11 protein-coding genes are annotated in these 11,338 nt (G+C 74.1%); 4 read left to right on the top strand and 7 right to left on the bottom strand.

The genetic code is table 11. The features are described 5' to 3' along the window. Nucleotide 1: 1 nt before the first annotated feature. The gene (locus tag J7E94_RS25585) at nt 2-418 is read right to left on the bottom strand and encodes a DUF6153 family protein (RefSeq protein WP_251057212.1); all 417 of its coding nucleotides are present in this window, start codon (nt 416-418) and stop codon (nt 2-4) included. 199 nt (nt 419-617) lie between these two features. On the opposite strand from J7E94_RS25585, the gene J7E94_RS25590 reads away from it, so the two are divergent. After that, complete coding sequence (locus tag J7E94_RS25590) at nt 618-1,172, top strand: YbaK/EbsC family protein (protein ID WP_215019147.1); 555 nt, start codon at nt 618-620, stop codon at nt 1,170-1,172. Here the strand turns inward: J7E94_RS25590 and J7E94_RS25595 are convergent. Beyond that, nucleotides 1,169-3,265, bottom strand: a complete 2,097-nt coding sequence (locus J7E94_RS25595; RefSeq protein ID WP_215019148.1) for a SpoIIE family protein phosphatase — start codon at nt 3,263-3,265, stop codon at nt 1,169-1,171. The genes J7E94_RS25590 and J7E94_RS25595 overlap by 4 nt on opposite strands. Nucleotides 3,266-3,941: 676 nt before the next feature. On the opposite strand from J7E94_RS25595, the gene J7E94_RS25600 reads away from it, so the two are divergent. Next, nucleotides 3,942-4,268: a hypothetical protein gene (locus J7E94_RS25600; protein ID WP_215019149.1), complete on the top strand. Its 327-nt coding sequence runs from the start codon at nt 3,942-3,944 to the stop codon at nt 4,266-4,268. A gap of 404 nt (nt 4,269-4,672) precedes the next feature. Here the strand turns inward: J7E94_RS25600 and J7E94_RS25605 are convergent, their stop codons facing one another. Both J7E94_RS25605 and J7E94_RS25610 read right to left on the bottom strand, forming a co-directional pair. After that, a complete protein-coding gene (locus J7E94_RS25605; protein ID WP_215019150.1) occupies nt 4,673-5,416 on the bottom strand; it encodes a carbonic anhydrase in 744 nt (247 codons plus the stop codon). A 290-nt stretch (nt 5,417-5,706) separates the two neighbouring features. Further along, entirely contained in the window at nt 5,707-6,945 is a 1,239-nt protein-coding gene (locus J7E94_RS25610; protein WP_251057221.1) for a serine hydrolase domain-containing protein, read from the bottom strand. A 316-nt stretch (nt 6,946-7,261) separates the two neighbouring features. On the opposite strand from J7E94_RS25610, the gene J7E94_RS36035 reads away from it, so the two are divergent. Both J7E94_RS36035 and J7E94_RS34895 read left to right on the top strand, forming a co-directional pair. Continuing rightward, nucleotides 7,262-7,351, top strand: a complete 90-nt coding sequence (locus J7E94_RS36035) for a hypothetical protein (protein WP_374224503.1) — start codon at nt 7,262-7,264, stop codon at nt 7,349-7,351. A gap of 20 nt (nt 7,352-7,371) precedes the next feature. Continuing rightward, on the top strand, nt 7,372-7,956 hold the full coding sequence (locus J7E94_RS34895; RefSeq protein WP_308345451.1) for an FAD-dependent monooxygenase: 585 nt from the start codon (nt 7,372-7,374) through the stop codon (nt 7,954-7,956). 67 nt (nt 7,957-8,023) lie between these two features. On the opposite strand, the gene J7E94_RS25620 is transcribed toward J7E94_RS34895, so the two are convergent. The 3 genes from J7E94_RS25620 to J7E94_RS25630 form a co-directional block, all read right to left on the bottom strand. Beyond that, on the bottom strand, nt 8,024-9,526 hold the full coding sequence (locus tag J7E94_RS25620) for a cellulose binding domain-containing protein (protein ID WP_215019152.1): 1,503 nt from the start codon (nt 9,524-9,526) through the stop codon (nt 8,024-8,026). Between the two features lie 150 nt (nt 9,527-9,676). Continuing rightward, the gene (locus J7E94_RS25625) at nt 9,677-10,048 is read right to left on the bottom strand and encodes a VOC family protein (protein ID WP_215019153.1); all 372 of its coding nucleotides are present in this window, start codon (nt 10,046-10,048) and stop codon (nt 9,677-9,679) included. 47 nt (nt 10,049-10,095) lie between these two features. Continuing rightward, nucleotides 10,096-11,196 (bottom strand): PP2C family protein-serine/threonine phosphatase, encoded by a 1,101-nt coding sequence (locus J7E94_RS25630; protein ID WP_215019154.1) that lies wholly within the window; start codon nt 11,194-11,196, stop codon nt 10,096-10,098. Nucleotides 11,197-11,338: the final 142 nt, after the last annotated feature.

Here is an 11,338-nt window from a genome sequence, read left to right on the forward strand (position 1 = left end):
CCTATATGCGCAGGAGCTGCAGTTCGCTCAGTGAGGGGGGAGCGCGTCCGCCGAAGGCGACATCGGGAACGACCCCGTGGCCGGCCCCCGTCAGGCCGTGGACCGTGCCGGGCAGTACGGCCGGTACGGGCAGGACGGGAGAACCCGCGACGCCGGCGGCCGCGCAGGTCGCATCGGCGTGCTCGGCATGCCCGCCGCCGCTTCCGCCGTCCGACGGATCGTCGGCGTGGACGCAACCGTCGTGGACCGCTGCGGCCTCGGCACCGTGGTGCGCGCCGGCCGTGGTGTGTGCGGCCGCGGGGAGACCCCCCGGGCCCAGGCCGTGCATCGCCACGAGGCCGAACAGCACGGTCAGGACGAGCAGCAGGCCGGAGCACAGCCCGAAGGGCACCACCGCTCGCCTCGCCTGCCGACTCATACCCCGCATCGTAAGCGGCCCCCTCCCCATCCCGCGCGACCGGGTCCCGCAGCGGACCCCACGCCGCCCACGTCCATGTGCCGCCTCATACGAGGGCTGTCACCTGGTCCGGCTGCTCCTCGACCACGAGGTGACCGGCGCCGGGCGCGACGTGCAATCCGGTTCCGAGGGCCGCACCCGTCCGGGTTACGGTGCGGGTATGCGCGCTCCCATCGGTCCCTTCGACCCCGCCCGGCCCGCCTCCGGCTGCCTCGCCGAGCTGACCCGGCCGGTGGCCGAAGCGGTCCTCGGCTGGCGGGGCGCGATGCCCGCCGAGCAGATCCTCTACGTCGACACCGATCCGGAGATCGCCGACACCGCCGCTTTCGTCGCACACTACGGGCAGGAGCTGCTCGGGCAGTCGGCCAACTGTGTGGTCGTGGCCGCCAAGCGCGGTGGCGAGACCAGCTTCGCGGCCTGCCTGGTGCCCTCGGCGGGCCGGGTCGACGTGAACGGCGCCGTCCGGCGTCACCTGGGGGCCCGCAAGGTGTCCTTCGCCCCGATGGCGACGGCCGTGGAGCTGACCGGCATGGAGTACGGCGGCATCACCCCCGTCGGCCTGCCGGCCGACTGGCCGCTGCTCGTGGACCCGGCGGTCGCGGACATGCCGTACGTCCTCGTCGGCAGCGGCCGGCGCCGCGGCAAGATCATCGCGCCCGGCAAGCTGTTCGCCGAGCTGCCCGGCGCCGAACTGGTCGACGGCCTCTCCCTCTAGCGCGTGTTCTCCAGGGGCTGGGGGCGGGCCCGGGCGATGACCAGGGCCACGTCGTCGTGGTCCTCCGGGTGGCGCAGGGAGTCCAGGAGCCGGTCGCACGTCTCCTCCAGCGTCCGGCCGGTGCCGGCGAGGAGCTCCAGCATCAGGGAGAGCCGGTCGTCGATGGACCGGTCGCGGGTTTCCACCAGGCCGTCCGTGTACAGGACCAGCTGGTCGTCGGGCTTCATCGGGACCGTGGTCGCCTCGAAGGGGCCGCCCACGCCCAGCGGTGTGCCCGTGGGCAGCTCGAGCAGGCGGGGCGCGCGGCCCTTCCGGATGAGGACCGGCGGCAGGTGTCCGGCGACGGCTATGCGGCACTCCGCGCGGTGCGGGTCGTAGACGGCGTAGATGCAGGTCGCGATGGTCTCGTCCAGCCCGGAGGTGGTGCGGTCGAGGTACTGGAGCACCTGGGCGGGATCCAGGCCCAGCTCGGCGAGCGTACGGGTGGCGGTGCGCAGCTGTCCCATGCTGGCGGCGGCGTTGATGCCGCTGCCCATGACGTCGCCGATGACGATGGCGGTCGTGTCGTCCGGTTGCGCGATGGCGTCGAACCAGTCGCCGCCGATCTCACTGGTGGCCGCCGCGGGCTGGTACCGGTAGGCGACTTCCAGACCCGGGGTGGGCGGCGGGTGGTGCGGCAGCAGGTGGTGCTGGAGGGCGAGCGCGGTGTGGTGCGCGTTGCGGTACCAGCGGGCGTTGTCGATGCACACGGCGGCGCGTGCGGCCAGCTCGCCCGCCAGGATGATGTCGTCGTCGTCGAAGGGCAGCGGGTTGCGCGTCCGCTTGAGGTCGAGCGCCCCGAGGACCTCGCCGCGGGCGATGAGCGGCACGGCCAGGTACGAGCGCAGGCCGGCGCGGGCCAAGAGGGCTGCGGCGTCGTCGTCGCGGGCGATGCGCGAGAGGTCCTGGGCATGTACGTGGGCCACGAGCACCGGGTGCCCGGTCGTCACGGACTGGGTGACCAGCCGGTCCGCCTCGTAGCGGGCGATGTCGCCCGGCGGGTCCGCTGCGCGCACGGCCTCGCTGGGGTAGGCGGCCGCCACGGCCAGCGCCCGGAACACCGCCGGCCCGCGGGCCGTCTGGGCGATGCTGGGACGGCCTTCCAGGACCGAGTCGAGGATGTCCACGGCCGCGACGTCGGCCAGCTCCGGCACGACGACGTCGGCCAGCTCGCGGGCGGTCTGCTCCAGGTCGAGGGTGGTGCCGATACGGACCGTGGCGTCCGCGATCATGGCGAGCCGGCGGCGGCTGTGGCCGATCTCCTTGGCCGCCTGGTGACTCTGGGTGACGTCCACGACCGAGGTGGCCACACCCAGCACCCGGCCGGCGGCGTCCTCCAGCCGGTAGTACGACACCGACCAGGCGTGCTCGGCACGCTGGTCGGAGTGGGTGTGGCCGGCGGTGAACTGCTCCAGCAGCGGAGTACCGGTGGCCAGCACCTGCCGCATCGCGGCCTCGACGGCCTCCGCGTCGTCCAGGAAGGACAGGGCGTCGCGGACCCGGCGGCCGATGTGGGCGGCGGCCGGCAGCCCGTTGATGCGCTCCAGCATCGGGTTGACCAGGACGTAGCGCAGGTCCGTGTCCAGGACCGCGAGCCCGATGGGGGACTGCGCCACCAGGCGCGCGGACAGGGCCAGGTCCCGCTCCAGGTGCCGCAGCCGGGTCCGGTCGGTCGCGATCCCCAGGGCGTACCGGTCCCCGCGCTCGTCCAGCAGCCGCATGTTGCGGAACTCCACGAGTGTGGAGCTGCCGTCCTTGCGCCGTACGGGGAACGCCCCGGCCCAGTCACCGGCCCCGCCCATCACCCGCGCGAACAGCTCCAGGACCAGGTCCACGTGCTCGTGGGAGGTCAGCAGCCGGGCGGCCGGCTGGCCCAGCGCCTCCTGCGCCGTCCACCCGAACAGCTGCTCGGCCTGCGGGCTCCACAGGGCGATCCGCCCCTTCGCGTCGAGGACGACCGCGGCCACGTTCAGGACGTCGAGCAGTCCGCTGGGCGGGACGAGACCGGCCACCGCGCGGTCGGCGTCAGCCCTCGGCGCATCGGCTGCATCCATTGCGATGGCTCCCTTCCGGCCGTCGGCCCGGCGCCGTGGGACCTCTGGCGGGCGAGCCTCGCGGGGCTACTCCCATCGTCTCTCGGGACCCGTGGTCCTACAGCGCGGCGCCGACCGCGCAGGCCGTCCCCAGCGCCCGCGCGGCGGGAAAACCCCGTGCCACCTGGCAGAATCGGAGGAATCTCCAATGTCTGGCGTCCGGCCGCTCGGCCTCGTGCGCGGGGCCGCGTGACGGTGCGCAGCCCCCGAGATCCGGCGTCCGGCATCCCGGAGGCCTCGTGTGCGGAGGCCTCGTGTGTGAGGTCGGCCGCGAGAACGGTACGCGGCCTCCGGCTTCCGGCTGCTTTCGGCTTCCGGTGCCCGGCCGTGGCCGAGACGGTCGCCTCCGTTCCGGCCCACTCGGGCGCGCGGCCGCCTATGCTGCGGCGGTGCCCATACCCTCCGCAACCCCCAGGTACCCGCGCGCCGGGCTGGTCGTGGTCGTCCTCCTGCTCCTCACCACGGCGGCGGGCCTCGGAGCGTGGAAGTGGTGGGAGCGGGAGCGGGCTCAGGCCGGGGAGTTCACGGCCGATCCGCACTCCTGCGAGCTGGTGACCCCGCAGACGATCCACCGGCTGTGCCGACCGCCCTCGGCGGCCGGGAAGACGCCGGCGCCTGCACCTAGGCCGCTCCGCGCGTGCAGGGCACGAACCGCTCCAACGTCCACCTGCGGCCCTTCCGGCTGACCGTGGACCTGGCCCGCGAGGACATGCGCGAGGACCGCACCGACGCATCCGGCTGGGAGAAGGACACCGTCGAGGACGTGCCCGGCATCGGGGACGAGGCCTTCCTCCGCTTCCGCAAGACCGTGCCGGGTGCGCCCGTCTCGGCGCAGCTCTGCTTCCGCCGCAGCAACATGGTGGTCTGGCTGACCTACGCGCGGAGCGATGACGACCGCCAGGCCGCCCGGGCCGGGGCCGTCGACGCCGCCCGCGAGGCGGCCGCCCGGCTCCGCTCCGGCTGACGGGCCGACGGGCCGACGGCTGACGGGCCGAGGGACTGACGGGCCGGGGGTCTTCCTGCCCGCGGTTCACTCGGAGGCGAGGCGCCCGCTGATCCACTCCAGGGCCGGGGGACCTCCCGGAGCCAGGAGACGCACGCGGGCGCCTTCACCTTCTCGATGAACTTCTGCGTGGGCTGGTGGTTCTCATCGCCCCGGAGGGAGGTGGTCACCAGGAAGGAGGTGACGCCCTGCGGGAGGTGGTCCAGGCTCCACAGCAGGTCGGATCGTTTCTCCTCGTGTGCAGAGAACGGCGATCGCGAGGAGGGTGGTACTGGTAGGACTCATGCCGGGCCAGAGCGCCGTTCGGCATGGTCCCTCTCCCGCGCGCGAGCCCTGCCTTCCCGGAGCCGCCGCCGCCACCGCCGTCAGGACAGGGTGCGTACGCGCTGGTCGCGCAGCTCGTAGCGGGCGGCGACCACGGCCAGTTCCCCCGAGGCCACCTTGCCGGCCAGGTCCGGTTCGGCCGCCAGCCGGCCGCGGACGCTCCGTACGTGCGCGTTGACGGTGGCGTCGATGCGGGCCTCGCCGTGCTGCCCGCGGTCGATGGACGGCCGTATCTGGTCGGCCAGGTACTGGATGTGGGCGGGCAGCGGCTCGCCGGTCTCGTCGGCGTGGACCGCCGCGGCGACGGCTCCGCACGACTGGTGGGCCAGCACGAGCACCAGCGGTATGTGCAGTTCGAGGACCCCGTATGCGATGCTCCCGAGCACCGCCTCGTCGAGCACCTCACCGGCGGACCGGACGGTCATCAGATCGCCCAGCCCCTGGTCGAAGACCAGCTCCGGGGGCACCCGCGAGTCGATGCAGCCCAGCACGACCGCGAACGGCTGCTGCCCAGCGACCAGTTGGCGGCGCAGGTACGCGGACTCGTGCGGGTGCTCCTGCCGGTGGGTGCGCCAGCGCTCGTTCCCGGCCGCCAGCCGGCGCAGCGCCTGCGCGGGCGTGGTGGGCCGGTCCCCGCCGTCCGCCTCCCGGGAGGCGGCGGAAGCGGGAAAGCCCGGCCCGAGGGCCAGCCCCGCGCCGGCGACCGCCGTACCCGCCACGGCGGTGCGCAGCAGGGCGCGTCGGCTGGGCGGAGGAGCGACAGGGGTCCGCGTGTTCGAATTCATGGCCGGACCGTAACCCGCCCCCGCCGCCCCGGTGTTGACCCGCGGCCCGGATTGGCGTGATCCGCGCGCCGGCAGGCCGAATGGTGGCGAGATGATCTCAGCATGCGGATGCGGCCCCCAGGGGGCGCCGTGCGGGCCCGCCCGCGTCGGGGATCAGTCGGACGGAAGCCCGGGCAAGCGGACCGCGGAGTATCTCCGGGGTTCGGTGGCGGGGCGCGCCGGCCCCGGCGGGCCGGCGTGCTGCCGTGATCCCCGCCATCCGGTGCGGAGCCACCCCTCGGAGCGCGGGCTCAGCGGGCGTGCCGTTCCGGGAGGTCCACCTCGGCCGGGGCCGGCGTGAATCCGCGCGGGCCGGCCGGCCCGGAGCGCCTGCCGCAGAACGCGGCTTCGAGCGTCCCGCCGAGGGCCGTGTTCGCGGCGCCCCGGTTCGAGGTGTTCGCCATGGCGGCGAGGCTGCGGCGGCCGTCCCGGGTGGCGAAGGCGTAGGTGTAGAAGCCCTGCACGGTGCCGGTGTGGCCGTACACCGAGATGCCGCACGAGAGGTCGTAGCGGCGCAGTCCCAGCCCGTAGGAGCGGGTGCCGGAGGCATCGGTCGGGGTCATGGTGAGCATCAGGTCCAGCGTTCGTGCGGGCAGCAGGCGGCCGTCGAGCAGCGCGGAGGTGAAGGTGTTCAGATCGGCCGCGTCCGAGATCATCGCCCCGGCGGACTGCGCCCAGGAGGCCGTCTGTTCGGTGGAGTCGACCAGGGGCGCGCCGGCCTCGTCGGGGTGGAGGTAGCCGCGGGCGTGCAGCCCCTCGATCTTCGTGCCGGGGTGGACGTACGAGGTGTTCCGCAGTCGCAGCGGCCTGATGATGCGGCGGTCGTACTCCTCGGCCACGGGGTGTCCGGTGGTCTTCTCGATGAGCATGCCGAGGACGACGAAGTTGGTGTTCGAGTACTGGTACGAGGCGCCCGGCTCGGTGGTCCTCGGTTCGCGGAGCGAGAGCGCCACGAGGTCCCCGTAGCCGAACACCTTGTTCCGTACGGCCTCGAAGCCCGGAACCGTCCGGGCGAACATGGCATCCGTGTAATCGGCCAGCCCGCTCCGGTGGTTCAGCAGGTGGCGCACCGTGATCCGGTCGTCGGGCAGCAGACCCGGCAGGTGCCGGCCGACGGGATCGTCGAGCCGGATCCGCCCCTCCGAGACGAGTTGCAGCGCCACGACGGCGGAGAAGGTCTTCGTGACGCTGCCGATCCGGAAGCGGGCCCGGGGGTCCATGGCCGCGCCCGTGCCCCGGTCGCGTACGCCCACCGCCCTGGTCCGGACGCCGCCGGGGCCGGTGACCCGGGCCATCGCCCCCGGGGCTCCGGCGTCGGTCGTGTTCCGCAACGCCTGGACCAGGGCCGGGAGATCGGCGGCCGGTGCCTCGGCGGCGTGGGCGGCGGTGGCCGTGGTGACGGTGAGCGTGATCGGCGCCACGCCGGCGACCACGGCCAGCAGGGCGGTGCAGAGGGCCAGGCCTCGGTTCAGGGGCGGCGGCGGGAGCAGGGGCACGTGGATCCTCGACTCAGCGGTACGGGGCAGGGGTACCGACCCTACGGAAGATCCAGGGACCCACGGGCGCTCGGCTACGGCGTGTTCCGAGGGTCCCGCCGGCCTTCGACGTGTCGGCGATCCCCGATGTGGCGGTAAGGGGACATCGCCGCCACACCCAGCCGGGCCGCGACACCGCGCATGGTCAGTGCCGCGAGCCCCTCGCCGTCGGCGATGTCGATGGCGGCGCGGATGATCCCCTCGCGGGTCAGCTCCTGGTCGGCAGCCGGGGGAGGGGTGCTCCGCTGGGGGGCCCTCGGTGCCGATGGCGATGGCGATGGCGATGGCGATGGCGATGGCGATGGCGATGCCGGTGCCGCGCGCCCGGCGACGACCGTGGCGGCGCGCGGGCGCGTGGTGACGAGCCCCTCCGATCGCAGCGTGGTCAGCGCCTTGGTGGCGGTGGCCAGGGCGACGCCCCAGTCCCGGCAGAGCCGGCGGGTCGAGGGGACCCGGTCCGGTGAAGCGGGCTTCGGGATCACGCCGGTCCGCGACAACACCGAGCTGAGGATCGCCTTCGGCTTCGCCTCCGAGCCGCTCGACGGCGGGCAGCGCGACCCCGAGCGGCTGCGCGAGCTGGTCACCGAAAAGGCCGCCGCCCTGCGCTGGGAGGGGGAGCGGCTCGCCAAGGCCGCAGCCGAGGCGCCCGACTTCTACTGCGACGCCATGGCCCAGATCCGCATGGACCACTGGTCGCGCGGCCGGGTCGTGCTGCTCGGCGACGCGGGCTACTGCCCCTCCCCGCTGTCGGGCCAGGGCACGAGCCTGGCCCTGGTGGGCGCCCACGTCCTCGCGGAGGAGCCGGCCCGGCCGGGCGCGGAGCACCGCGCCGCCTTCACCCGGTACGAGGAGCGCATGCGGCCGTTCGTCGAGCTCAACCAGGCCCTGGCCACGGAGAACCCGGGCGGACCCGCCTCCGAGGAGTCGGTGGAGCGGGCCAAGAACGCCATCAGCCTGGATGCCTGACCGCACCGCCGGGCCCAGTGGGGCAGGGGGATGTCCGCAGGGCTCGCCGGACACCCCCTCGGAGCGGCTACTTGAGGGTCGAGAACGCCTTGGTGAAGGCCAGCGGCTGCTGGAGGATCGAGCTGCACGTGGCGTCCGCGGTGCCGATGGCCCCGGCCGCGCACTGCCGGTCCCGGGCCGAGGACCACATGGCCAGTCGGCCGATGCCCTTCGCCGCCGCGAAGTCCACGAGCTGCGCGGCGTCCGAGACGGTGAAGACCTCGCTCGCCACGTCGTTCACGCCGATCATCGGCGTGACGGCGACCGCCTTCCAGGCCGCCGCGTCGGACAGCCCCAGCACCCCCTTGAGCTGGGCCTGAGTGGCCGTCGCCGCCTGGATCGCGTACAGCCCCATGTCCCCGCTGTACGCCGGCCCGTAGTCCATCGCCATGATGTTGACCGCGTCGATCCGCACGCCGTTCTTGCGGGCATCGGCCAGCAGGGCCACTCCCGGCTGGGTGAGCCCCTCCGGCATCACGGGCAGGGTGAACGCCACGTCCAGGCCCGGGTGGGACTTCTGGAGCAGGGCGATGGCTTGGGCCCGGCGCGCGTTGGCGGCGGTGTCCGGCAGGGCCGCGCCCTCGATGTCGAAGTCGACCTTCGTGAGCCGGTACTGGTCGATCACCTTGCCGTAGGCGGCGGCCAGCGCGTCGGCGGTGGCGCAGTTCAGTGCCAGCTCGTGCCCGGCGGCCCCGCCGAAGGAGACCCGGACGTCGCCGCCCTTGGCGCGCAGCGCGCCGATCTGGGCGGCGACCCGGTCGCTCGCCAGGTCCGTGACCCCGCCCCACAGCGGAGCGCAGCCGCCGCCGGAGGTGATGAAGGCGAGGTGGAACTCCCTCACGCCGGTCGTCGCCGCCGTGTCGAGCAGGTCGTACGCCGGGTACAGCGAGGTGTCCACGTACGGCGCGAAGCGCGCGCCCGCCCCCGGGGCGGTCGGCGCGGGCGTGGCGGTGGGGGTGGCCGGCGGGGTGCGGGTGGGCTGCGCGGCGGTCGGGGCGGTCGGGGCGGTCGGCGCGGGGGCGGTCGGCGCGGTCGTGGCCGTCGTCGTGGGCCGGGCGGTGGGGCGTCCGCTGGGGCCGGCCGTCGCGCCCGGATCCACCGAGCACTTCAGCCCGTCGATGCGGCAGCCGGCCGGGTCACCGGGGGCACCGGATCCGCTCGTCACGAAGCCGACGGTGACCGAGGCCCCCGCCGCCAGCTCCCGGTTCCAGCTCGCGGGCCTGACGGTGACGTGCTGTCCCTCGACCGTGTGGGTTCCGTTCCACAGCGAGTCGATCCTCGTGCCCGCCGGGAGGTCGAACTGGAGCGTCCAGCCCGGCCGGCTCGCGCCGGTGTCGTTGGTGATGACGTACTGGCCGGTGTAACCGCCGCTCCAGGAGCTGGACTTGGTGTACACGGCTCCGACCGAGCCGGCATGGGCGGTTCCGGTCAACGCGAAGGCCGCGCCGCCGATCACCGCCGCCGCCACGATCGCGCCGGTGGCCTTCGCCGTACGGCTCGTCCTGCGCCGGTGCCCGCCTGTGCTGCCCATCGCGTGCCTGCCTTTGGGTTACTGGGGAGTTGGGGATGCGGCAGCACGCTAGCCGCCCCGAAACGGACATTCGTTCGCTTCGGGGCGGGGGTCGAGAACTTAGGTTCCGCTTAAGGAAGGGATCGGCGGCCGTTAAGCCGGCGCGGGCGGTCAGCCGTGGGTGGCGTCGATGACGCAGAAGCGGTTGCCCTCGGGGTCGGCGAGCACCACGAAGTCGGGGTCCTCGGGGTAGGAGTCCCAGTCCACCCGCACGGCTCCCAGCGACACCAGGCGCGCCACCTCCGCCTCCTGCTCGGCCGCGTCGGCGGCGTACAGATCCAGGTGGACCCGCGGACGCTCCTGTACGGGGGTGGTGCTGCGGCCGAGGGCCAGCCCGGGTCCGGCGCCCTCGGCCGGAACCAGGACGGTCCAGCCGTCATCGACCTCGCCGTCGCGCGGGACGTAGCCCAGTGCCCGGCCCCAGAATTCCGCCGCCCGCCGTACGTCCGCGGCGCCCATCACGATCGTTCCGATGCTCAGCATGATCCGATTCTCGCAAGGGGGCCCGGCCCGGCCCGCGCCCCCTGCGGCTACCCGAGCCGCTCGACCGCCACCATCGCCGCGTCATCGCCCAGGGTGCTGCCGCTCACGTGGGCCAGCAGGTCCTCGCACAGCCGCTCCAGCAGGACGCGGGGGTGCAGGCCCGACCAGGCGGCCGCGCGCTCCGCGAGCGGGTAGAAGACCCCCGACCGGTCGCGTGCCTCCAGGACACCGTCCGTGTAGAGGAGCAGGACATCGCCCTGCGCGAAGGCGAACGTATGCGCGGTGACGGAGGATTCCAGCAGCCCGGCCAGGCCCAGCGGCGGCGCGGGGTGCGCCACGTCGAGCGGATCGACCCGCCCGCCGCGGCGCAGCACCAGCGGGGGCGGATGCCCGCAGCTGACGAGGTGCAGCACCGGCTCGTCGTCGGGGATGTCCAGGACGGCCGCGGTGATGAAGCTTTCGTCCCGGTCGACACCGTCGTCCAGGTCGGGGGAGACCGCGCCCTCCAGGTAGTCCACCAGCCCGGGCAGCCCGGCCTCCCGGTGGGCGGCCGCCCGGAAGGCGCCGAGGACGAGCGCGGCGTCCCCGACCGCCTCCAGGCCCTTGCCGCGGACATCGCCGACGATCAGCCGGGAGCTCCGGCCCGTCCGGGCGGCGGCGTACAGATCACCGCCGATCTGGGCCTCGGCCACGGCCGCCAGGTACACGGAGGCGGCGCTCAGCGGACCCATCCGGCCGCGCAGCGGCCGCAGGACCACCTGCTGCGCGGTCTCGGCCACCGAGCGCAGCTGGAGCAGCTCCTTCTCGTGCACCTCGCGCAGGTGGGCGAAGAAGGTCACGAACACCGAGATCACGACCAGCGCGCCGATCTGGAAGGTGTGGTTCAGATCGGTCAGGGTGGTGCGCGTCGCTGCGACCACCGACTGGGCCAGTACGGCGACCAGGCCCACGAAGCCCGTCATCCGCGGCCCGGCGAACGAGGCGGTCACGGCCGGCGCGGCCACCAGGAACGGACCGAGGTGCACCTCGGGCGGCGCGAGGACGTCGACCACCGTCACGAGGGCGATCAGCGCGAAGGGGACCGCCAGCTGTGCGTGGCGCTCCTGCCGGGATCGTGGGCGAGGCGTGCGCAGCAGGCGGAGGTCCATCCCTCCTGCATACACCGCGACACGATCGGGTGCCCCCAGCCCCGGCCGTCGACGGCTGCCGTTCTCCCCGTCGGCTCGGCCGCTCCGGGGGCCGTCCCGGCACGATCCGCCGGAAGCCCCCTAGCTAGTGCTGTGGCCGGAA

Source organism: Streptomyces sp. ISL-94 (assembly GCF_018614075.1).
Classification (GTDB): Bacteria; Actinomycetota; Actinomycetes; order Streptomycetales; family Streptomycetaceae; genus Streptomyces.